Annotated in this window: 21 protein-coding genes; 8 read left to right on the forward strand and 13 right to left on the reverse strand. The window is 40.2% G+C overall.

What is annotated here, in order from left to right:
* The first annotated feature begins 242 nt into the window (after positions 1 to 242).
* The 5 genes from H1D31_RS01335 (at position 243) to H1D31_RS01355 (ending at position 6,014) form a co-directional block, all read left to right on the forward strand.
* Complete coding sequence (locus H1D31_RS01335; RefSeq protein WP_261255287.1) at positions 243 to 1,520, forward strand: tyrosine-type recombinase/integrase; 1,278 nt, start codon at positions 243 to 245, stop codon at positions 1,518 to 1,520.
* 12 nt (positions 1,521 to 1,532) lie between these two features.
* Positions 1,533 to 2,807, forward strand: a complete 1,275-nt coding sequence (locus H1D31_RS01340; protein ID WP_261255288.1) for a tyrosine-type recombinase/integrase — start codon at positions 1,533 to 1,535, stop codon at positions 2,805 to 2,807.
* Between the two features lie 319 nt (positions 2,808 to 3,126).
* Entirely contained in the window at positions 3,127 to 4,164 is a 1,038-nt protein-coding gene (locus tag H1D31_RS01345; protein WP_261255289.1) for a hypothetical protein, read from the forward strand.
* 53 nt (positions 4,165 to 4,217) lie between these two features.
* Positions 4,218 to 4,652, forward strand: coding sequence for a hypothetical protein (locus H1D31_RS01350; protein WP_261255291.1), 435 nt, complete (start codon positions 4,218 to 4,220; stop codon positions 4,650 to 4,652).
* 286 nt (positions 4,653 to 4,938) lie between these two features.
* A protein-coding gene (locus H1D31_RS01355) for an IS3 family transposase (protein ID WP_261255293.1) occupies positions 4,939 to 6,014 on the forward strand; the annotation gives its coding sequence in 2 pieces (ribosomal slippage) (positions 4,939 to 5,188 and positions 5,188 to 6,014; 1,077 coding nt in all).
* A gap of 365 nt (positions 6,015 to 6,379) precedes the next feature.
* On the opposite strand, the gene H1D31_RS01360 is transcribed toward H1D31_RS01355, so the two are convergent.
* The 4 genes from H1D31_RS01360 to H1D31_RS01375 form a co-directional block, all read right to left on the reverse strand.
* A complete protein-coding gene (locus H1D31_RS01360) occupies positions 6,380 to 7,156 on the reverse strand; it encodes a hypothetical protein (RefSeq protein WP_261255295.1) in 777 nt (258 codons plus the stop codon).
* Positions 7,157 to 7,213: 57 nt separating this feature from the next.
* Positions 7,214 to 7,783, reverse strand: coding sequence for a hypothetical protein (locus H1D31_RS01365; RefSeq protein ID WP_261255297.1), 570 nt, complete (start codon positions 7,781 to 7,783; stop codon positions 7,214 to 7,216).
* A 323-nt stretch (positions 7,784 to 8,106) separates the two neighbouring features.
* A complete protein-coding gene (locus tag H1D31_RS01370; protein WP_261255299.1) occupies positions 8,107 to 8,811 on the reverse strand; it encodes a hypothetical protein in 705 nt (234 codons plus the stop codon).
* 567 nt (positions 8,812 to 9,378) lie between these two features.
* Positions 9,379 to 9,600, reverse strand: a complete 222-nt coding sequence (locus H1D31_RS01375) for a helix-turn-helix domain-containing protein (RefSeq protein WP_261255300.1) — start codon at positions 9,598 to 9,600, stop codon at positions 9,379 to 9,381.
* Positions 9,601 to 9,848: 248 nt separating this feature from the next.
* Between H1D31_RS01375 and H1D31_RS01380 the strand changes: the two genes are divergently transcribed.
* Together H1D31_RS01380 and H1D31_RS01385 are read left to right on the forward strand one after the other, a co-directional pair.
* Complete coding sequence (locus tag H1D31_RS01380) at positions 9,849 to 10,502, forward strand: flagellin (RefSeq protein ID WP_314732987.1); 654 nt, start codon at positions 9,849 to 9,851, stop codon at positions 10,500 to 10,502.
* Between the two features lie 19 nt (positions 10,503 to 10,521).
* Positions 10,522 to 10,899, forward strand: coding sequence for a DUF3732 domain-containing protein (locus H1D31_RS01385; RefSeq protein ID WP_261256422.1), 378 nt, complete (start codon positions 10,522 to 10,524; stop codon positions 10,897 to 10,899).
* A 412-nt stretch (positions 10,900 to 11,311) separates the two neighbouring features.
* Here the strand turns inward: H1D31_RS01385 and H1D31_RS01390 are convergent, their stop codons facing one another.
* A complete protein-coding gene (locus tag H1D31_RS01390; protein WP_261255302.1) occupies positions 11,312 to 14,323 on the reverse strand; it encodes an RNA-directed DNA polymerase in 3,012 nt (1,003 codons plus the stop codon).
* A gap of 50 nt (positions 14,324 to 14,373) precedes the next feature.
* On the reverse strand, positions 14,374 to 15,267 hold the full coding sequence (locus H1D31_RS01395) for a hypothetical protein (RefSeq protein WP_261255303.1): 894 nt from the start codon (positions 15,265 to 15,267) through the stop codon (positions 14,374 to 14,376).
* Positions 15,268 to 15,703: 436 nt separating this feature from the next.
* Between H1D31_RS01395 and H1D31_RS01400 the strand changes: the two genes are divergently transcribed.
* Positions 15,704 to 16,354 carry a DUF6988 family protein gene (locus H1D31_RS01400; RefSeq protein ID WP_261255305.1) on the forward strand — a complete coding sequence of 217 codons (651 nt, stop codon included), beginning with the start codon at positions 15,704 to 15,706 and terminating at the stop codon, positions 16,352 to 16,354.
* A gap of 6 nt (positions 16,355 to 16,360) precedes the next feature.
* Here H1D31_RS01400 and H1D31_RS01405 read toward each other — a convergent pair whose 3' ends face one another.
* The 7 genes from H1D31_RS01405 to H1D31_RS01435 all read right to left on the reverse strand — a co-directional run bounded on the left by H1D31_RS01405 (position 16,361) and on the right by H1D31_RS01435 (position 23,454).
* Positions 16,361 to 17,110 (reverse strand): hypothetical protein, encoded by a 750-nt coding sequence (locus H1D31_RS01405; protein WP_261255306.1) that lies wholly within the window; start codon positions 17,108 to 17,110, stop codon positions 16,361 to 16,363.
* Between the two features lie 37 nt (positions 17,111 to 17,147).
* Positions 17,148 to 17,897 (reverse strand): hypothetical protein, encoded by a 750-nt coding sequence (locus H1D31_RS01410; RefSeq protein WP_261255308.1) that lies wholly within the window; start codon positions 17,895 to 17,897, stop codon positions 17,148 to 17,150.
* 238 nt (positions 17,898 to 18,135) lie between these two features.
* A complete protein-coding gene (locus tag H1D31_RS01415) occupies positions 18,136 to 19,350 on the reverse strand; it encodes a DUF3644 domain-containing protein (RefSeq protein WP_261255310.1) in 1,215 nt (404 codons plus the stop codon).
* A 95-nt stretch (positions 19,351 to 19,445) separates the two neighbouring features.
* Positions 19,446 to 20,375, reverse strand: coding sequence for a bacteriophage abortive infection AbiH family protein (locus H1D31_RS01420; protein WP_261255311.1), 930 nt, complete (start codon positions 20,373 to 20,375; stop codon positions 19,446 to 19,448).
* Positions 20,376 to 20,737: 362 nt separating this feature from the next.
* Entirely contained in the window at positions 20,738 to 21,268 is a 531-nt protein-coding gene (locus H1D31_RS01425; protein ID WP_261255312.1) for an H-NS histone family protein, read from the reverse strand.
* Positions 21,269 to 21,507: 239 nt separating this feature from the next.
* Entirely contained in the window at positions 21,508 to 21,918 is a 411-nt protein-coding gene (locus H1D31_RS01430) for a hypothetical protein (protein WP_261255315.1), read from the reverse strand.
* Positions 21,919 to 22,263: 345 nt separating this feature from the next.
* A complete protein-coding gene (locus H1D31_RS01435) occupies positions 22,264 to 23,454 on the reverse strand; it encodes an IS4 family transposase (protein ID WP_261255181.1) in 1,191 nt (396 codons plus the stop codon).
* Positions 23,455 to 23,472: the final 18 nt, after the last annotated feature.

Consider the following 23,472-nt stretch of genomic DNA (forward strand, 5'->3'; position numbering starts at 1 on the left):
AGTGCCATAGTGCCATAGTGCCATAGTGCCATAGTGCCAGCGCATCATAGTGGAAGTGGTGGTAGAGATTAACAATTTTTGTGGTGCCTAGGGTCGGACTCGAACCGACACGGAGTTTCCCCCGGCGGATTTTGAATGAACTTCATATATGGTTATCTAGCTGAAAATTAATCAGATAATTCTCTCAGAAAGCAAACTTTACAAAATATTTGCAAATTGAGAGCTATACATGGAGCTAAAAAATGTCAAAAGTCATCGAGAAACATCGCCTTACACCAGACCTGCAAATCTACAAGCAAAGTAACTGCTATAACTGGATTGCCCGCCTAAAAATCAACAAAACCCACTTTTCCCGCACAACCAAAACTCGTGATCTGAGCGAAGCTATAGCTAAGGCTCATCGAATTTTTATCGAATACGAAATCCGTTACGAAACCAACAACTTTGTTGTAGAGACTAAACGTTTCGCCTTTGTGGCTGATAAAGTCATACAACAGATGCAGCAAGCATTAGCTGCAAGTATGGGTAAAGTCATTTATGACGATTATATAGGTGCACTGCGCAAATACCATATACCTTTTTTTGGTAGTACGCATGTGACCAGAATTGACGATGATCAACTTACCGAGTTCGACCAATGGCGCGTTGCTCAGCTTGGCCGCATCCCAGCTAAGTCAACAGTACAGAACCACAACGCTGCCCTGCAAATGGTCTTTGATTATGCCGTGAAAAAGAAGTGGATGCTGGTTAGCCAAGTACCATCGCTGGAAAACAAAGGTGTAGGCGGCCAGCGCCGTGCAGCTTTTAATATTGACGAATATCTAAAAGTCAGGGAGAAGGTAGAGGAAATCCAGAATGAAAGCCGCAAGGAGAAAACCCGGCAGATCAGAGAGCTTTTATTGGATTACATGGACTTCGCTATCCTGACGGGTATGAGACCTGGCTCTGAAATGGATAACTTGACTTGGGCAGATTTGCACATTGAGAGGGACGCTGAGCGCTGCAGATTTTATGCAACCGTTCGTAAAGGGAAAACAACGAAATATACCGGCACACGCGAAATTGTTTGTAAGGAAGCCATCGTAAAAGTACTACAGCGTCTAAGTCAGCGTTTTCCGAATAGGAAAAAGGACGACAAACTGTTTCTACTGAAATCCGGTTCTGCAGTCAAAGAGATGCCACGGCACTTTGATAGAGCCTTACAATTAACCGGCCTAAAGCATTCCCAACACGGGGAAAGGAGTTTATATTCGTTACGTCACAGCTACATTACCTGGGAGCTCACTGCCCAGAATGTCAGTATCGATGTTATAGCCCGTCAGTGTGGTACGGGTATCCAGATGATTGAACAGCACTACAGTCATGTTATCCCTCGGATGTTTGGCCGCGAGTTGTCAGGTGTAGCGTTGGAAAACCAAAAGATGGTTGATAAGCAGTTTTCGGAAGTCCACTACGACGAACTGCTTAGACATCAGATAGATCGCTGGGCACAAAACTACAAATTACGAGGATTTATCTAACAGGAGTTTTGAATGGCGTACCTGCAGAAAATAACCATCTTCACGGGACTGATTATTTTTATCCAGCAGGGTTCTCAACGTTGGTATGCCCGCTTCAAAGTCGGTAAGAAACACGTTACGTATGCTACCGGCGAAATAGATGTTGACGCTGCAAAAGTTAAAGCCACCGAGGCTTATTATAAACGCCGGGCTGAATTTCAGCTCGGCATCAAAGCCGGCGCCCAGAATTTTGAAGTGCTCGCCAACTCAGTGATTAAAGATTTAGGACTGGACATTGCCAACGGAAAGTCGGTTAAAACCAACACCGTCTATATTGGCATTCTCAAAAACTACCATATTCCGTATTTCACTGGTAAACGAATCGACACCATTGAGCAAAAAGACATGGATGCGTTTTCTGTCTGGCGTAAAAAGGAGTTTGGTGGTGAGCTATCCAGCTCTTCGTTGCAGAATCATAATGCTGTTCTTGGTAAGGTGTATGACAAGGCTCTAAGGTCAGCCCAAATTACCAAATACCACATCCCCGCATTTGACACTGAAGGCAAACGCCAGCAGCGCCGAGCATCCTTTACTTGGGGAGAATTCCGCAAAATTTCTGACTATATCGATAACGACATGAAGCGTACCAAGAACAAAACCAGCCGCATGCTTCTTGAGTTACTGTACGACTATATCGACTTTGTCGTAGCGACCGGTATGCGTCCTGGCACTGAGATTGAGCATGTTCAGTGGCAGGACATCAGCTTTAAGTTAGTCGATGGCGTGCCTGAAATCACCGTTGCTGTTCGAAAAGGCAAAACAACACTGTATACCGGCACCAGGCAGGTTGTCGTCCGTAGCGACTTCGTCGCGAACTTAGTAGACTTAGCAAACCGGTTTCCAGACAGAAAAGCCGATGATTTAGTCTTCAGACTGGCAGATGGCTCTGAGCCAAAAAGCCTGAGCCGTAAATTTTCCGACATCCTCGCAAAGCTGGGCCTGAAAGAAAGCCCTTATGGTGAACGCACTCTATACTCGCTGCGCCATTCTTACATCACGTGGAGTCTCAAAAACAAATGCGACATCGCCGCGTTAGCCAAGCAATGCGGCACCAGCATTGAAATGATCGACCGCAACTACAGCCATTTATTGCCATCGATGTTTCGGCAAGAATTCAGTGGTGTGGCCTATGAGCAGAAAGAGCCTGATTCCTTAAAACGACGGGAGCCAAGCCAGAGAGCTAGGGACGCTAATATCAAGAGCTATGGCGGATTTGAGAAAAGCATTTTGGAAAGAGGATTCATTTGAAGTGATTGGCACGCACTAAAAATAAATAATAAAAACAATGAATTACAGAAAAACAACCTACCAAAAAAAGCTGTATGCACATACACGCTGTAAATAAACACACCAAACTTGTTGCAATTATGCATCCGTCGTTCTAAATTTATACGATGAATTGAGATTAAGTGTGCGCCCCTTTTTTTTCCACATCTAGCGGCTTAGTCATTAAACAGACATCAAATTTCAATTAATGCAATCTTACATCCAAAAATACCACAATATATCTGGGTGATTTCGTCTACAAAAAATAGTTAACATATATTATGAAGCAGAGTACATGATAATGAAAATATGGGCATATGCGAAAAACCTTGCTGGAGAGTATATCAAAGGCGAAAAACACAAATACAGAATGTTCTTTATATGGGAGGCGTTATCTATGAAAAAAAATAACCCACACCTGTATAATGAAATTAAATTCATAAGTACACAAAGAGATGAAAAAGATCGATCCCAGATGTTCCCTAACATTGGAGGTTTCTTTAAGTATGGGCCAAACGATAAAGTTCGGACAGAAAATAGAGATGGTGATACAGACTCCTTTTCACACGCAGTAGCTATCAGTGTTTTGGAACAAATGGAATGCATAAAATTCATTTGCGGGAATGATGAGTTCACTATAACTCCTGTATCAATAAGCACTGAGACAAGAGTAATATTGTCTAATGGTAAATCTTACTACCCCGACCTGATGATCACTTTTAATGAAAATGAGGCACTAGCAAGCCGCTGGGGAAATAAAGTTGCGATTGAAGTGAATCATACTCATGAATGCGAGCCAGAAAAAATACATGACTTTCAAAATCATTGCATCCCTATAATCGAAGTTAGTATAAAAACAATGTCTATAGAGAGAAAGTTTGGTAAGAAAGTGTTGAATTCTGATTTAATGGAAGAATACTTTGAATACGTTAAAGAAAAGTTAAACAATCAAGTTTTTGGAAAAATACTATCCAACCCAGTATCATTGGAATTTCATAAATCACAGTCAAAATTATATTACGACAAAACAATAAAGCTCCAAGAGGCCAACGAAAAAATAAGTAACCTTGCAAAAGAAAAGATGTTAGAAATTACCAAACTGAATGAAATAATTAAAAATTTTCAAGAAAAGCAGGAGAAACAAAAAACGGAATCAGCAAAGATGAATTCGACAATATCAGCTTTAAAAATGTTAAATCAGGAATATAGTGAATCACTGGATGTTGCTGTGAAAAAAAATAACAAACTGTCGGAAACAGCAGAAGCCATGGGAAAAGAGATATTAAGACTAAAGTCAAGAACTTGGATAGACTACTTTTTCTTCAAAGAAGAAACTTAGAACAGCCTAAGCTCTAGAAATAAAATGAAAAAGCATTTAGAGGGTAATGAAATATGTCAGAAGAGTTAGTGAAATTTCTTCCTTCAATACTAGGAGTTTTTGGAGTTATTTGGGGAAGCATTGCAACGTACAGGGCAAATATAAACGCTAAGTTATTTGAATTCTCTTGCCAGATAAAAAAGAGCGGCAAAGATGAGCGAGTGAAGATTTTTTCTGAATATTTATCTGAGGTAAACAAGTCCGCACTATACTCTTTACATGATAAAAATGACTACATTAATAGGTTACAATTAGCAGGAGCATATCTAGCACAAATAGAGCTATTATCATCTCCAGAACTAAATAAATCTGCGCAGAACCTCTTCGACTCGCTACTGAATTTATATGCCAAAAATCCTGATCCAGAACGAATGAATGTTGCTGAAGCAAGGGCAGCTTTTGTTAGAATCGCAAAAATTGAGCTGGCAGAGCTGGATATCAAAAAGTGAAGTGATGTAGCTTTATATAGCCTTCGATTTTAATGAGGACTGACTATGGAAGTTGTTTCTGCCTCGACACTTTTTGACATATCACAAGAGCTTGCTGGTTACCGCGAGCGTCGCGAGAAAAGTTGGCATGGATATACAAAAGGAAACACATGGGGTGCAATTCCGTTCTCAGTCTCCTATTTATACAGAGGACAGACTGCTCGCTACGCGCCTGACCTTTCCCCCGATTATAAAACCATGACATTGATGAGATTTCCAATAAAATGGAGCCAATGGAGATCTCAAAATGAAAAAGCGTTATACCGAAGAACAAATCATCAAAGCCATCAAGCAGCATGAAGCCGGAGCAAAGGTCGATGACATTTGCCGCGACATGGGCGTGTCTGTTGGGACGTTCTACAACTGGCGTAGCAAGTATGCCGGATTGGAAGTGAACGAAGCTAAGCGGCTGAAAGAGCTTGAATCCGAGAATAATAAGCTTAAAAAGATGCTGGCTGACAAGATGTTGGAAGTTGACGCTATGAAGGATGTGCTGTCAAAAAAGTGGTGACGCCAGCGGCACGCAAACCTGTTGTTCAGCATCTGATTGATGCATTTCGCCTGAGTGAACGGGTGGCCTGTAAGCTGGCGGGGCTAAGCCGAACGGCGTTTCGCTATAAGCCTAAAACAAGCTCAGATAGCAGCCTTAGACAGCGCTTAAAAGCGCTGGCAACGCAATATCCACGTTATGGCTATCTGATGTTGCATGGCTTGCTGCGGGGCGAAGGCTGGGTGAAGAATCGTAAACGCACATATCGGCTTTACACCGAAGAAGGCTTACAGGTTCGGACGAAGAAACGCAAAAAGCTGACCCGGCCGCGACAGCCGATTGAAGTACCAACCGCCCCTAACCAGCGTTGGTCAATGGACTTTGTGTCTGACCAACTTAGTAACGGCAGACGCTTTCGAGTGCTGAATGTGGTGGATGACTATTCGCGAGAAATGGTTGGCCAATTAGTTCAAGTGTCTATCAGTGGCAGGCAGGTAGCCAGATCCCTGAGTCTGCTGATTGAACAACGTGGTAAACCTGGCAAGGTGGTCTGTGACAATGGAACGGAATTTACCAGCAAGGCTATGTTTTTCTGGAGTAAAGAAACAGGCGTCACATTAGGTTTTATTCAGCCGGGTAAACCAACACAGAATGCCTTTGTTGAAAGTCTAAACGGTAAATTCAGGAACGAATGCCTGAACCAGCATTGGTTCAGAACACTGGATGAAGCCAGATATGAAATTGAGTTATGGCGTGAGCATTACAACAATGTAAGACCGCATAGCTCACTGAATTACATGTCGCCTGTTGAATATGCAAAACAGGCCGCATAAGCTGGAAAATCTCATCACGGGATTGGTATTAATTCCGGGGAAAGGTCACTTAGTTGGCTTAGCTAAGCCAATATCTGCGCTAGCTTTAGTTCGGTGCTAAACCACCATTATAGTGATGCGACCTGAGCCGCCAGATATGCTGCTCAAGCTGAGCCAATAAGTTCTATTTCTTCTTGATGTTCAGCAAGTACGTTGTTGAGTTTGTCGACAACTTCATTCAGCTTAGCCAGAGTTTTCTCGTTTCTACTTTTTCAGTTCTCGTTTATCATATAACAGGAGCATGATTTAAGTTTAATCCTAATGATGAGGAAGCTTTCGCTAAAAGCCTAATTTCTGAGCAAGAGTAAAAACCTGCCAAATAGCAGTTATTTTTTTTCCTTTAATGCGTTAGTTAGGAACTCTTTCGTCTCTTCAGTAAAACCAACAAATTGCTTAACAAGCACATCATTTCTATAATAGTAAACTGTAGGTGTCCCCCAGTATTTAATATCACTCCAAGCAGAAACATCAAAAACTATTTTATAATTCTTATTCTTATCTGAAATATAGAAATTATCTATGTTAAAATCAATTGGCGCTTTGTATAAAAAAATAACATCCAAACTCTCCGAATTATAATTACCTAACCAGCTAATTAATCCATTAGAAAATCCGCAGTAAGGTGAAGAAATAATCAAAATTGTGTTTTTTTTACTTAATAAATGCTCATTACCACCTTCTGAAAGAAATGATTCTTTCCCATCAAATTTAGATTTATAATAATATATTCCTCTTGTGAATCTTTCGAAGACCTCATAACGATTACCGGTATAGCCAAAGTAAGCGCCTAGATTAGATATAACATCTATATTCCTTGTATAAAAAAATGATTTCTTTGCAGCACTGAATAGCAAATGCTTTTGCTTTTCATTTATTAACTCGTTACTATTCTTAAAATAATAGAATAAACATGATTTCTCAAAATCTAGAAAGACATCCCTTCTCTTGTCGATAAGAATTCCATTCTCATAGATTGGTGAATTAAACTTTCTCTCTATTAGCCTAGCCTCACTTAAAATGCTCTCAGGGGAGTCACATAAGGGAGGTTCTTCAAAAATTCCATCGATATTTAATAAATAAAATACCAAAAGCCACATACTCATAAATGCCTCTTTGGGAGATAGTTAAGTGCACTTAACTATCTCCCATATAACATTACACTAACAACTGCTCATACAGATCGAGCCTTGTCGTTCAGAGCAGGTCGCTCTACTCTCACAGTGATAATCCTTATGATCGTCTAATTTAGCATTTTCATCTTCATAACTTAAACCTGAGAATTCAGCGTTACGATCTTTATCTTTCCTGGGCAAAATTCTAGGTTTACTGATGAGCAAAAAGTCTAAATCAGACTCGACCCTAGCGTTAACCATTAAGCTTGATAGTCGCTGTGCACCAAACATACTTAATATTGAATGTATTTCTGATACAGTCAATTCGGATTCCAAAATTGAATAATTAAAACTAGCCAGTCCTTGCTCATTCATAACTAAACTCTCCAAAAATAATTCCTTACCTTCTTCTGAGAGAGATCGCCATGCATTAACAGACTCGAGCTTGTGAAGTTCGTTAGAAGATTTTATACTCGCCAAATGGAAATCTCGTCTATTTTCCCATAAAACGCTTATTCTTTTATCTTCACGTATTGATTGCTCAATTGAGGAAGCTGATGCGTGAAAATAGCTCAATATTAAGACCAAACCGATTCCGAATGTTATAAATTTTTTCATATAGTTCCCTTATTAAAACACACTCACTAACGAGCACAACCATACTATTAAACAAAATCAAACAATGTCAACACTTAACCAAGATAATCAAGTTAAAAAGCTATAAAATTTTCACACAAAGAAGAAAAGTCAGGCAGCAGGATTAATAATATTTATGAAAACAACTAGTTTTTTTCTCGCACAAGGCTGTCAAATAGATAAATTATCTAGAAAAAATCCAGAACTGTGATTAATAAAATTATACTAGTTAATCGCTTCAAAAATCTAATACGGAAATAACTTAACATGCCAAACCATTGCAACGGAAAAATCGAAATAGTGAATCATCTTTCTATAACAAGTTTGGACGAATCTGGTGTTGATATTAATATAAGCTTTAACTGCTTGCTATCGTCAAAATTTGACGAGTAGTTGTAAAAGCTATAGAATGATCCAAAATTATGAATTTCATTGAACATCTCTTTTCCAACGTTTTCATAATATTTAAACGTTACTACACATAACCTACCTGCGCAGCTTAGTTTCTCATCAAATACTTTATTACCAAGCTTTCTTGATATCTCGTCACTGATCTTTGTTTCATTTTCAAATGCTTCTACGCTCTTATTCAAGGTGCTAACTGTGTCTATAAAATCTGAAAAATTACTTTTGAACGCTGCTGCCAGCGTCGCTTCGTAAATTGATCCAGCACTTGAGATGAAATCGTTATTTAAATCACTTTCAGACTCATATTTATCAAAGAACTTGTTACTGTAGCTATCTAACTGCGGTGATAGTCCAAGAGATACATCATTAGCTTCGGCATCAACGTTCGAGTTATCCAATGATGTACCTCGCTGAACACCATTAGCTGTGCCTGATAAGAATTCTTCTGAGTCTACTTTGGGCACAGACTCAGACGAACCAGAAGGAAAGTTACTTTCTGCATGCTTTCTGATGGATATTTCATTATCAGAATCAGAGCTATCAAATAGCATCCATAGTAATACAAGCGGAACGATCAATAGTAATACACTCCATTTTTTCATAACAACTCCATATTATTTTTCATTCATATTAAAATCGTTCCACAGTAATTTTTTTTATCAGGCTAGCCCATCGTACAACGAATTCTGCCGCCATCTGAACAACTCATTTTTATCTTTCCGTCGTCAGTGATTTCTACTGTCATACTGCCGGATTCACATGTACAAACTGTGCCAGCACTTACCGATAAAGAAATCAATAAAGCCATTAATATACATGTTGTCTTTCCTATTTTTTTCATAATTTTCACTCCGTTTCATTGAAATAGAAAAAACTTATTAGTTAAAACCCTACTTGTCAACATTTTTTTGATTTTATTACTAACTTACTACTTAATCTTGTTGAACGACTTTAAGCATACTACTTCAATGCTCAGGATATGGTACTCGAACCTTTTTTCCCTGCCACATCACCGCGACGTCAAAAATTCGCCATATAAGACAGCGATATTCTCGCAGTGGATCACGCTCTTGAGGCTAAACATGGGGATATTGCTTTCAATGAGAAGCAGCAATTTAATTGACTTGCCGTGAATTTCCGCTTTAAGCACATAGAAGAAATGCTGATTTTTACTCACTGAAAGCTATAGGAAGTAGCTCACGCGGATCAATTTTGATATAAGCCGCGATCTTGAAAAGCATCTCAACAGTGATATTCACTTCTCCGCGTTCAATCCGACCAATATAGCTGCGATCAATATTTGCGTTAAGCGCAAGGTTATCCTGGCTCAAGCCAATCTCAACTCTTCTCTTACGAATGTTCTCACCTAATTGCTTTGCCAGATCAGCCATTGTGCGCTCTCAAAATTGGGAGCAGACACTATGGTAAATAGAGGATTAACCTGCCACGGATCATAATCCTCATTAGCAAGTTTCAATATTTTAGATCAATCAGATCATGAGCTTAGCGTCCACTAGCTCAAGTCGCATTAAAGTTTTCAGGTTTCGGAACGATAACTAAGACAAATGAGGATTATAGTCCTCAATTCGTGATTGTAAGGCAGAAAATGCCTATCTCTAACCTATTTCATGGATAGCCTATGTCATTGTTTGTTAATACGAACATCTCTTCATTAGCCGCGCAAAGGTCGATTAGTAACCTCTCTACGCCGCTAAGCCAAACTTTCCAGAGATTGGCTTCGGGCTATCGTATTAATTCTGCTGCTGATGATGCTGCTGGCCTGCAAATCTCTAACAGACTAACCAGTCAGATTAACGGTATTAATCAGGGGATCAGAAATGCCAATGATGGCATCTCATTATCTCAGGTAGCTGAAGGCGCACTTGATGAAATGACTAATGCTGTTCAACGTATGCGTACACTTGTTATTCAGTCTCGCAGTGGTATCAACAGTCAGGAGGATAGAACCGCCTTACAAAATGAGATCCGCCAGATCAACAAAGAAATTACCCGTATAGCAGAGACAACTAGTTTTGCAGGTATACCACTACTTGATGGCAGACTTAACCGTGATTTTCTTGTTGGCGCAAACGCTGGAGAAAATATCAACGTTAATCTTGAGCGTGATGAAGGTTGGACAGCGGAGGGATTACGGTTATCAGAAGTAGTAGTTGATGGCAGTGATGGTGTTAATAACCCAACACAGAATGGCTCACCTATTACTCCAGGTTATGTTATTCAGGCCCCTTTTCCAGCAGTCTTAGGAACGATCTCAGGATTAGAAGCAGCTTAGAAAACCAAAAACGGATTTTATTGAGAACGTTGGCAGCAGCTCTAACCACATGTTTTTACATTTGCTCTTATTTCTTGGTCTACACGAAATCATTCGGATTAGGAAAACACCTTTTGTTCCGCCTTTCCTTGTAATCGACAAATTTAACCGTCCCTATTGGGGTGATGGTGAACAGAAGAAGGAGACATTAGAACAAACCGACATTTCTAAGGTTAAATCGGCACTAAATCCTCTTAATAATTTCATACAGAATGCAAATGAAGAAGGTGACGAATTTCAGATGATCGTTTTTGAGCATATTAATGAAGAGCTTTGGGAAACATTCCCCCATATTCATTTGGTCGAAGAAATTAGAGACGGCAATGCGCTCATTCCCAAAAGTATGCTAGACGAATAGTAGCTATACTATATTAGCTAAGGGATATTTCGAAACGCGCGGTTTAATAGATTGGAAGTGTATCATCGCTTCCTACCTATCCTAGCCGAGATCATGGTAGCTACCTGTTTGGTGCGATCCTGCTTAAGCAGTTGGATTTCCAGCTGCAGAAAACTGAATCGACCGCGTTCCCTCGACAATTAAGAGTTTCGCACTTTAATATCGATTAGAGTGCACATTTCTAGCTATATCAGAGACAAAGTGTATGCCTTGGTACTACTTTAGCTAAACTTAACACTTATGCAAAATAGATTAGCTGCAAGAGGGGGCTAAAATTGACCTACCTTGTAATAAACCTAGCTAAACTCCCTGCTTAAAGTTCTTTTACTTAGAGCCTCAGAGTTCTCATGAGACTAAGTCCGACACATTAACATTATTTAGGAAGTGATTTCCGGTTATGACTAATTTCAAAACCATCCGGAACAGGCTTAAATGGATCAGATGGTGAGCGATGGCAGCTTTGGAACTGGCGAATGGCTTTAACATCAATCTCACCAATTACACAGTAATCAGTGATCCCTCCTTTCACTCTCAAGATATCTCGTTTCCAGCTTTCTTTGTAGGGTGCTCGAATTCGGCTATCACCATATTGTCTGTCGTTGCACTGGACAATATATGCATGAATATCCAATGCCGCAGACTCAACGAGCGCATTAAAAGTTTCAGTGTCCTGATTCCACTCTGGTACAAACAAAGCATCAATTTTACCTCGCAATGCAGCGCGATATTGAATATTCGTAAGTTCACTACATACCAATAGTGCGAAACAAAAATCACCATGTTGTATGATTGGCGGTTCGGACCATTGCAGCGCAGGTTTAAGACTAAGGCCGCTCAATCGCTGTAACTCGTGCTCTTCATGTAAAGCTGGTCGCTGTTTATCTTGCCTATAAATCATTAAGGAAGGAAAACCAAGGCCATCATGCGTCATGGATACCCAAATTTGGTTGCGAACTAATGATTTTGGTGCATGTAGATACTCTATTCCGCAGATTAGCGAAATACCTCGACCTTGTAGCTTACGTGCGATACGAATAAACCAGTGAGCAGGTAACGACAGCTCAGGCAAAATTAAGTAACTACTTTGCTTGGGCTCACCTATAACAGTATCCAGTAAGCGATTTAGCCTGGCATAACGCATTTCATCAGGATCCGAATTTCGCATTACAGCTGCAGTCCAACTAGGGATGTTCGTTTTCCAGCTCGATACGGCTATTGTATATTTTTCAGACGAACTGCCGTCAGGGATTTGCAGAACACCCTTTTGGTCAAAACATGGAGTTTTTTCATTTAAGACAAAACCACGGGTCGCCAAAACTACGCCACGAAGCGCATCTTGCCCCCCCGGTTTGTAAGCGTTTCTGTCTAAAATAAATAACTCAGGCAAGTTAAAAGGCCGGGTAGCAAAGATCAACCCATTCGGAATGGCTTTAAACTTAATCCAACTGCTAAGTTCAGCAACGCCTTTTTTGATATTTTCAGGTAAAAACTCGTGTGTAGTTGAATAGTTAATCACCCCTTTCCGCGCTGGAATTCCGCGCTGTGAAATCATCTCCTTCGGTAAACCAACAAAGCGGAACGGCATATGCGCAAGATCGAAAAAGAACAGTCTGGCTTGAAGTTGCTGAAAGACTTTTTCAGATGTCGGCCAACTTAACCCAGTCTCTTCGTCAAGTGATGGTCGATAGTTTGACATATTGCTCTGCCACGACTGCTTGCCCAATTTTGATAGCCGAGGCGGAATTGATGCTGCAATGTTTTCGCATATTGACTTAAAAAGCTGGACTCGCCAAATCTTAACAATCTCGGCATCTGGAAGCGATTTCTCGTCTTCACTCGCTTTTATATTTATCGAACATGATCTATTTAGTTGAATACAGACTGCTGTTACGGCGTCTAAAATTCTTCGTAAAGCGCCAAAATCCTCGCAAGCGGTTGCCAGCTTTATTACCCGTGGTAAATAAACGGATAAATCAAAGAATGTCGGTAGCACTAAAACATGATCGATAAATGCACGAAAGAAAGCTTTACGATGATCTTGCCAAGCCGCAGGGGGTAAATCTCTTTCGTAAGCTTCGAAGTCACGGAGTTTAATCGCGAACCCTGCGCGTCGCATAGTCAAACTATCAGCTTTACGGAGATTATCGGCCGCCTCTCCATCGCTCTGCGTTGCTGCAAGCAAATCTGTACCTACGTACTCTGCACTTAATGGTATCCTTGGCATGGCACGCCATTCGCTGGCACGAGCGTAAATTTGATGTTTAATTGCTTCAACCAAAGCTTTACCAGGTTCACCAGTGAGCAAAAAAACCTTATTTTTACTGTTCGCGAATCGTATTTTGCTGTCTCGCAAATAGTCGGTGGAGAATGCAATTTCTTTTTTCTCTGTATTGTCTGCCCACGCTATCTTTCCAAACGCACGACTAAACAACCATTCCCATACTTCGGCACTAGAACGAAACCCTGCACCGTTTTGCATTACCAATAAAATGTCATCTACGTAACGCCCATAATATAAAGGCATGACTTGTTGTTCTACAAAGCGATCTAGCTCGATCAAGGCAACATTAGCGATCACCGCTGATGCTGGTAAACCAACTGGTAGGCCCTTATTTAGCGGACTTTTTTGTGCCCATGCTTTCAGCGCGTTGATAAATAACCGATGCAGTTTCTGTTGATCAGCATCTAAATAGATGTTTAATACTCGCTCAAGAAAGTCGCTGTTTAGCATGAAATTAGGGTTCAATTCATGGTAGAACGAACTAACATCGGCGGTCAACGCAACTATTTTTTTGTGTTCCGTCAAGGCAGTGTGCATGGCTTTAATGCCATTATCACGCCAATCTCGGAATGGTTTTAAATATGGTGTGAAAGAGCCCAGAGAAAGCGGGTTAATAGATTTGCCATCTTGAGTGCGGCGCAGCCGATTACCATAAGCGCATTTAGTTAGTTTTGCATCGAACAAATGCCCAATTTTTAAAAGCCATAAAGTTGACAGTACGTGAAAATCAAGACTACAAGCAGCCATTACTCTAAACTGTGCTATGGGAGGTTTGACACTTTGTTTATCAGTCAGCTCTTCGCAAAGATAATCCCATTCATCAGCAGGAGATGAAAAAATAAGACCATGACCGTTATCCTCGCAGTATTTATCCCATTCTTCAGTGTTAACTGACTTTGCTGTCAGAGTCCAACTACCTAAAAAATCAGGGCTAGCGATCCAACTTTCATCTGCTCCCACTATTTTAAAGAGTAATCCGAGAAGGTTTTTTTCCAAATTCTCTTCGTATTCAGCAATTGAAGTTAGGCAGGGGTGCGATGAGTAATATAAGTCTACCTTAGCTTTGCGATAAGCTAGCCCCATATCAGTAAAGAGTATACTCACTCTAAATATTCCTTGTGTTAATTACTCTTGTTACTAATTGAAAAAATTACTCATTTAGTAACTTCTCGATATTTTTGTATCGTAATAAAATTTGGCATTGCGCAGTAAACTATTGGTTTGTTATTCTTTCCAGAATAATGCATTTTCCCTGCTACTAACACATGAGCACCTTCAAGTGCTTCAAGTTCTTCTATTTTAAATGCCTGTAAAAATCTATCTCTAATATCTTCGTAGATTTTAATGCTTAAACCACGTTTGGACCTATTGCTATTCAGCCAAATACCGTTATTCTGAAATTCATTCTCTGCATTTACTATTACACCCCAGAATAATTTGTATTGATCAACCATCGTTTCATCGACATCCTCGAAATTTACAGCAAGATCTTTTATAGCACCATTTACTTTTAATTGTCCTGATTCAGAATACAAAACAACCTTTTTATTTGAAGTTCTGAAATCAGGGAATCGCTTGAGGTATGACAATATTTGACGAAGTGTTTTGCTCAAATGTGTTTCATAGGCTAAGCCAGCTCCCTTACCAATGGCTCCACCACTCGGTTTAGATGGAACGAAAAACCCTTCATTAGGTATTGGCTCAAGTGCAATGTCTGCAATCGCTCCACCGATTTTGGAGTCCAAATTAACGAAGTACTCTGCAACTACTGGTACTTGCTCTAACGTTGCTTTACCGCTATTTGTTTCATCATCTACTAGAAAATATGACGTCCTAAATTCGCATTCTTCACCATGGTGATGTGAGTTGAAATGAGCAATTCTTCTAACCTTAGAACCAGGCTTTGTCGCAGATTTGAACCAAGCTACATCACCGCAACCAAGGCAAGAAAGTGTTAGTTTTAATACCTTACGTTGCGATTCAGATAACGCTTCAAATTCCTCAGCGGTATAAGTTCTATTAGATTCTGTTGATACTGCTCTATCCATTCAATTTGCCTCATCAAACCAAAATTTATACACATCCATAGTGTCATCGAACTAAATAGCAAGACTATAATGTGCATTAAAAGGCTATGTCTCACTAAAACAGGGAAATAACGTTTATAAATTTACTTACTCAGCTCATTTTTAAGTTTTGCACTTTAATATGTATTAAAGTGCGTCTTTTGCTCTAAATCAGAGACAAAGTACTGTTCTTGTATCTAACTTAGACAAATCTGATGGGCTTGTCACTAGTCTAGTGAAAATTAACACTATTTATACAAAATCAAGTATTATCATACTTGTAAATTAAGTGGCAAAGGTATGCGCGTTGATGAGCCGAGATTTCAACCGTACACTTATAACGAGCTAATCCTTTGTCAGATTTCGGCATCTAAACGCTCTCGCTCAATTTTAGCCTTGCGATACCAAAGGAATAGTTGTGTACGAAAAAGAATTAGAAGCAATATTGCCACGCTGCTTTGAAATGTATGATTTTATGGCTGAGCATGTTGAGCAGTTACAACACCTTGGAGCGATACCGGAGCTTAAATGGCAAATGGCCTTTCAGTCTGGTATTTTATCATATGAACATGGTCTCTCTTCTCTTAAGTTAATTGCTGACGGCTTTACATCATCAGGTATTGCGTTGATGCGGCCCCAATACGAAAGCCTGATACGCGGATTTTGGCTTATGTACGCGAATACAGATGCTTGGTTTAATAAAATCGTAACTGCAGGTAAAGTTGGTCCAGACCAAATCAAGAAGCTTGAAACGCCAATTATCGCAGATATGCTTAAAGCACTCTCGAGCTCGGATGCTCCGGCACACATTCTCAGCCAGTTGAATGACTTTAGAGGCATTAATAATTCAGCGTTTAACAGTTTTACGCACAGTGGTCTTGCCGCACTTGTTAGCAATGGCGTAGGTTATGAACCCAAGGTTATCTATGATTCTCTTCGAAACTGCAATGCTGTTGCCGCTATAAATATGCAAATGCTATCTATTTTGACTGGTTACGAGGAAGCCATGGAGCCTATCAGAGAGATGCATCATCACTTCGTCGATTGCTTGCCAATTATTCATGGATAGCAATAGTTACCGGTCATGATTATTCGCCAGATGTTGCTCTATTAACTCATCGAGCTTATCTAAAATCGGTGACATCTCATTAAGGAAATCAGCTTCATTTACTGAGAAGACTACTACAGGACGCTTGTATAGATAAAAAGAAATCTTTACGAAAGTAAGTATTCCTGACGATCTCGCGATTTTGCTAATTAAACCGTCGAGTAGACGAACACTTTCGATAAGACTTTTATCCTCATCTTCAGTCAACGTTTTCTCTAAAAACTGCTTAAAAGATGTTGCACCTTGAATTTCATCTAGATTGCTGAATGTATTAGCATAATCCTGTTTAATCTGAAGGTAGGTCTGCTCCTTTTCCCAGCCTTTCAATTGAAAAGCGAGAAGCGGTTCTTCTTTTCGAAATTCTCTAAGCGTTGAATTAAACTCAGCTAGAAATGCATCATCAAAGCTTGGTAGCATACCGCATACTGTATCATTGAACATTTTATAAGCAATTGGCCTTAATTTTCCCAATCCTTCATCTATAGTTGGTTCATCATCAACTTGGTGATACTTAGCAAAAATTTTCTCCAAAGCACTATCGAAGCCTTTTGATAATTTATCGGCAGTCAAACTAGTACACATCAACGTATGTCTGATTTCTAACAGGTAAGACAAAATTAACCTGCGGCAAGCTAATGATTCAGTTCTCACCTTTGCCCAATAACCTAAACTCGCGGGCAGTACCGCTAGCAAAACGGCTAGAATTTCTTGCTGCAAAATATTTCCTTAATGACTGTGAGCGAGCGAAATACTACTAACCAATTAATTCTTCTTTGACAATGTTCCAATTTTCGAGTCCTTTCTCAAGCTTGACTCTAAATCTTAGCGATGGATGATTGTTTGAATCGCTGTCTGCATATCGACGACCCGACACAATTAAAATGTTATCAGAAAAACCCACTACCTCATCAATACAACGCAAGCCTGCTTCAAAGTATTTATGCGTACACTCTACAAAATAGCGGCCAAAACTGCCTTCAACAACTTCACACATTACTGGTCCCCATGTTCCTGAACCACCGCAATGACCAACGTCACCCTCCCAGATTACTATAAAGCGCTTGTCAAACTCATCATCACTAGCTTTAACAACATTAAAATCCCAAGCAGAGCCAATAGAGAGCGCATGCGCTGCAGCCACTTCAAGTACTTTTCTTTTCTCTGCGTCTTTCTCTTCGTCGACAATCACCCAATAATCCTGGATAAACCCAGTAAGCTCAACGTATAAGGCTCGATTCTGAGAACTCACCCTCTTAAATTCTTCCGTCGCTAAGAGGTATCTGATGTATTCATCAAGAACTGTAAATTTGGTCGAGCTATAACTTGTTCTGGTAAGCTGCTTTTTAACCTTCTCTTGAAATCTGACAATTTCGTCTTCGTCAACATCAAGCTCATTTGTGTCAATGACAAACGAGCTGGCAAACTTTGCAACACTCCAACCAATAACATCCAGTAGACTCTTGATTTGTCGTTGCTTGTTAATTATTTGAAGTTTTTCATTCATGTCCCTAAATGTCCCAAATCAGAGTGCTAAGGTGAGCTGGATTTCAACCCAACATATAAAGGACCAAAAGATGGCTAAAGGTAATACACCACAGAACGGACCAAGTAAAACAGGTAATCCATCAGGTAAAGGACGAGGCAATAATCCATCTAAAAGCAGATAACTGAAATTTAGGGCGGAAAGTAATTTTCCGCCTTCATTACTTCTCAAAGATACATTTCCAATATTCTTTAAGAGGTTAATTTTTTTTCAACTCAGCCCGTCGATACTGCTTAGCCGATTCAAGCCAATTTGGTTGTTGGAGGTTTTTCACGAACCAAATTACGAATTTTTCAGAATATCTTGGCCTTCCATCAATCACATATCGCATATCTGATTTATTCTGACCGTTCAGTCCATGCTTACTTAGTACTGCCTGAAATGCACCACTTTTAATTACAACCAATTTCTGTCTTTTATTAATTTCAGAAATTGCGGTATTCATGTGGTATGGGTGAGAAACATCTGGATCTTTTGTCTTTGTTATAATAATTGCGCCTGTACCGGCCTCTCCAACGCTCAGTGATAAATCGCTCTCATGCTCCCTTTTAACTAACGCAAGACGATAGTCTATTGGTATAGAGAACTCTGTCGAGTTTACCTCTCTAGATGTATCTTCAAAATGTTGAATAAATTTAGCTACTGAAGAGGCAGCATGTTTACCATATAGCTTTTGGATTAGAGTTATTTCAGGCGCAGGGCCATCAATAACTAAGCTCAACATGCCTACACTTTGGCCTGAAAGAGGAGCATTTCCCATTTCGTTTCTATAACGCGTTTGGTAGTTCAAAACTGTTGCTTGAAACAGTCTTGATAATTGCGGCTGTAATTCTGGTATTAGAAGGTGAACTGCTTGGTCTCTAAGGTCAATTAAGGTTTCTAAGTTTATTCGAACAGGGTCTTTTTGCTGTAATCGACGTTTGATAGCATCAGTGATAGATATACTCTTGTCACCGTCGTAGAAAATCCTCTCGTACCCATCAACTTTTAGTATCTCAGCTTTAAGTAACAACTCCCAAGCGTTGACCATCATTATTGCAAACGCTTCAACCCTATTCTTCATACTCGGGCGGTTGTAAACTTCTAAAGCAAGAGTAAATGCATCTAAACTGCGTCCGATGAGTTTTTCATGAAATTGTTCCTCCGGTGTTTTAATTTTAGCTTTCGCAGATTGACTCATTACCGAAATAAATTCGTCATTTGAAAGCGACGCTACCCCATCGCAACGATACGTGCTTCTACCGCCTGACTGAAATACATACTTATCTAATAGTTTTTCAGTGATATATTTATGTACCGAATTCTTGTTGTATGTAGTTCTTGCAGCAATCATTTCAGCTGTAAAAACTGTCCCATTTATCTCAAACTCCCGAAGAACCTCCGCCAGTAACAGTTGTTTGTTTTCCCTTACCAACTAAATTGCTCCTAATCTACGAAACTCTGCTTTCGTTCTGACCACTATCATCGACTGAATAGTGGAGCTGTTATAATCAAGACCCTGTTTGCACTTCAACACACGATAGAATGCATATGCGTTGTCTTAGCACCTTCCAAGTCAGTCGTAATTTGGGAAATCCAAATATCGTACTCATAGCATTGGATGTGCTCAGGATTTACTCCGCAATCAATCAAACTTTGAATAAAACCACTTTCTAGCTCCTCAGGGTAATAGACCACAGTCCAATAGGCATTAGAAGCAACTTGATTGATCTTCCTGAAATATGGGTGATCAATTTTATTCAGTGAGTGACCAATAACTATTATGTTTTCAATATTATGTAACTTATCAAAGTAATCCTCATGCCTAGCTAATACTTCGTCCACAGGTTTCTTGAGGGCATAAAGTGGGTATCTGGCATTGCCCCTAGCATCCGAAAACATGTCACCAGTTGGCTCGCCATCTCCGTCATACGCTAGATTCTCATGAATTTCTTCACCATGACCAAAAATCAGTTCATCAAGGTTCTCTGAATTTCCATGAATATGTAATATTCGATTGCCATCGATGCCGTAAACGGTCTGCAAAGTCGATGTGTAGTTGAACAACATAAATAATGAGTATTCGGGAAACTTCAATTTCGCAATAGCTTTGCTTACATCAATCTGATTGATCCAGTCAGTAAAGGCTTCCCTGATAGTGTCAACATGTGTATTGGTTTGTTCGGTTATTTCATCTTCAAGACCATATATAAAGCTAGGTCTAAAATTATCGGCACTGACATCTATCTCATTGTAACTATCAAAGAAAGCATCAGGGTCAAAATCACCAAGTGCATTTTCGAAATCATGCCATGGGTTGTACTGATTAAAATCCAGAGCATAGTAATTCTCAATTTCAGAAAGCAACTCGTATGCAAATTTTGAGAAGTCCCAATAGCTAGTTGGCAAATCATGCCATAAATCAAAACCATTTCCGACTATGTAAAGTTTTTTACTCACTGCTAGATCCAATCTACCAATAGAATTTGCAGCCCACTATTGCTTAGGCGTCTTCTAATCTAATAGACGCGTCGTGCTTTCTATAAAATTTGCTTCTTGCACTTTAATGTCTATTAAAGTGCAGATTTTTAACTAGATCAGCGACAAAGTGCATACCTTGTCACTAACATAGTTAATTTCGATACTGCTGTCACTACTTTAGCTAAACTTCACACTTATGCAACACAGTTAAGTTCTGAGCGCTGCTGAACAGCAGATGCTGACTTAAGCATATGTAATCACATAGCAGCGTATTTTCAGGAGGGAATTTCTTGGTATCTGGGGAGAACAAGTGCCCAGCTTGGCCAGGCACCATTACTAGGTTACTTTTTAGATAAAATTTCTTCGCCATTAACTGCTGCCCATTCGTTCCAGGCATCAACTTTGGAGTTGTAGTTTTCTAGCGCTTGCGCTGTTGCTTCAGCGATTATTGCATCAACCTGTTTAGCATACTTCTTATCTACTTTTGTCACCGGCACAACTTCCACACCGCGCTCTTGTAACCCCTTTTTCATTGTATGGGTGCGCAGCAGATTAAGTTGGCCATTTTCTAAGTAGAAGTACTGCTTATCTTTGTTGATCGTTTTGAACTTTGGTTTAACTGGGCGCTTACCGGTTTCAGTATTGTCTTGCTGGATAGGTGAGCTGATGACATCGTTACTGAGTTTGTAACCTAGTTGCTCCAGCGTGAAGCCTTGTGACTTTGCCAGCTGTTCAAGCTGACCAATAATCTCTGCTTCCTTCTCTCGTTCAGCAATAACCGCATTTAACGTTGAAATTACTTCCTGCAGTTTTACAAGCGACAATTCCTTTGCTGCTTTTTTTAACTCGCGCTTGTCTAACAGAATCGACATTATATTGTCCTCTGGAATTTTAATGGGTACTAACTTGCTTCCTGCCATAACTTCTCATATGCAGAGAGAATAAGTCCCCAGCGAAAATAACTAGGGACTAAAATTGCCAGCCTATCTTGCCATAAGCTAAGCAGAACTTCCGGCTTAAAGTTCAGCTCTGTATAGTATCAGATTTTTCTGTCGATATAGCCTGACTTAAAATTGATAAGTTACCATGCCGATAGGAATTGTATGATCGTTTATTTATTCTTTCCTTGATTTACTTTCAGAATGATACCATTCACAACATGAGTTAAGCCGAATGCCTGCTGTATGTTAAGCCGATTAGTGTAGATCATGTGCTCACCGCTTTCTTCATCGATAACCGATTCATAGTATATTGGATAGTCTAGTTGATCTGAAAACCTAATGACCGCCTCACAGGAATATCGCTTAAATTTCTTATCGTAGTCGGTGGTTCTAACGTTGATTACGCTAATATACTTATTTAAATCTCTATCGCTTAGTACTTCATGACTTGCGTTGAGCATATCTCTAATCAACAGGTCCAATAAAATCTCTTTGGATGCATCGCTTGAGCACTTTGGCAATGAACTAAAACATCCCGTTAAAAGCGACACTGACAACAATAAACATACAAACTTTCCCATACATTACTCCAGTTAATAAAAAATATTGATTTTTATCGTCATAATTCTTAATTCGGTCTTTCGCCCATAGGCGCTGATAAACATTCTTAAATAATCTCTGATATCCAATAAATGAATCCGATGAGTGCTAGCCATCCCAACGTAATCGTCACGGGACTTCCCAGCCATTTTGGTAGTCCCGGCCAAAAGGTTTCGTTTAGAACTTTGTACCGGAAATAGTCATAGACATAGAGCTGAGCCACGATCACCATAGCAATCACGCTGCTAATGAAGGGTTGAAATTCATACCCCATGAACGTCACACAAATCGCCTGAGGGATCCCCACAAATTTACACCTCATAGTATCAGCTCTTTGCCAACTTGATTTGCGCCCAGTCCCACTGAGCAGCCCAGTGCAAGATTTGCTTTAGCCCTTGCTGATAATGTTGCCTGCTGATTGGGAGCTTGGGTTCATTACATAGCAGGATGCCGAGGAAGTTCAGAGCAAGTACCCGTCGATTTCTTACTGTGTTAGCCTGATATCGTAAGTGCACACCTGCTATTTCACCTGCGGCTCCCATCAGGTAGTGGAACCAATTTGCCAGTGCAGCCAATAGCAGCAATATATTCAAACGTGATTTACACTTGGTGCCGTGCAAGTCACTCCCTAAGCCATAGCGCGGGCTTTTCTGGTCGCGGAAACTTTCTTCTATTTGCATCCGGCTGCTGTAGCATTTGGCGATTTTATCCGCATAGTCATGACACTCAGGTAACGATGACACCAATAACCAGGGTTCTTTGTAAGATTTATTTCTATCACGCTTCAAGAGCTTATAGCCTTTACCTACCAGAATAGCGCGGGTTTCATATTGCTGCGTCTGAGTCAGCACGATTGCGCCTACGTGTTTGGGTGTAGCGCGAGCCTTTTTATAAAGAGCATTCACGGTTATAAATTCTGTTTGCTCTGTAAGCTTAAGTTTCACGTTGCCTCTGACTCTGGCGACATAATGCCAGCCTAATTGGCGTACCTGTTTAAGCCAGGGCACCTTGAAGCCAGCATCGGTGACGATAACGGGCTTGCAGTCTTTGGGTAACATGGCCTTGAGCTGTTTTAAAAACGCGCGGTGCAAATGTGGGCAAGTATACTCTTCTGCTGCCGCCACTTTTTGTAATAGCGTCAATGCTCTGCCATCAGCGGCCATACTGGCTCGCAGTATAAAGTGCCGTTTCGCGGTATCAGCGTTGCTCCAGTCAACCAGAATGAGCGGTTGCGATTTACTGCTAACGACAGACTTAGTCATTGCTGCATAGATAAGAGGCAGTTCCCGTTGCAGATTGGCATTGCTGAGTAATCTATCCGCGCGCTTGATACTGATTTTGTCGGACGATCCTGGCATTGCGCGCCCTATGGCGGTCACAGTGCAACGCGCGTCTTTAGCAAGCGCAGTAACCGCGTCTAATAAGACAGAAAATCGCGCTTTATGCATAGTTTTGGGGGTGACAAATCCGAGGAAATCGGCGAGCATTCTTTTCACATTCATGGCTGTTAATGACATGGTTTAGTTTTGGCGAAC

Origin of the sequence: Alishewanella sp. BS5-314 (genome assembly GCF_025377695.1) — a bacterium.
Lineage (GTDB): Bacteria > Pseudomonadota > Gammaproteobacteria > Enterobacterales > Alteromonadaceae > Alishewanella > Alishewanella aestuarii.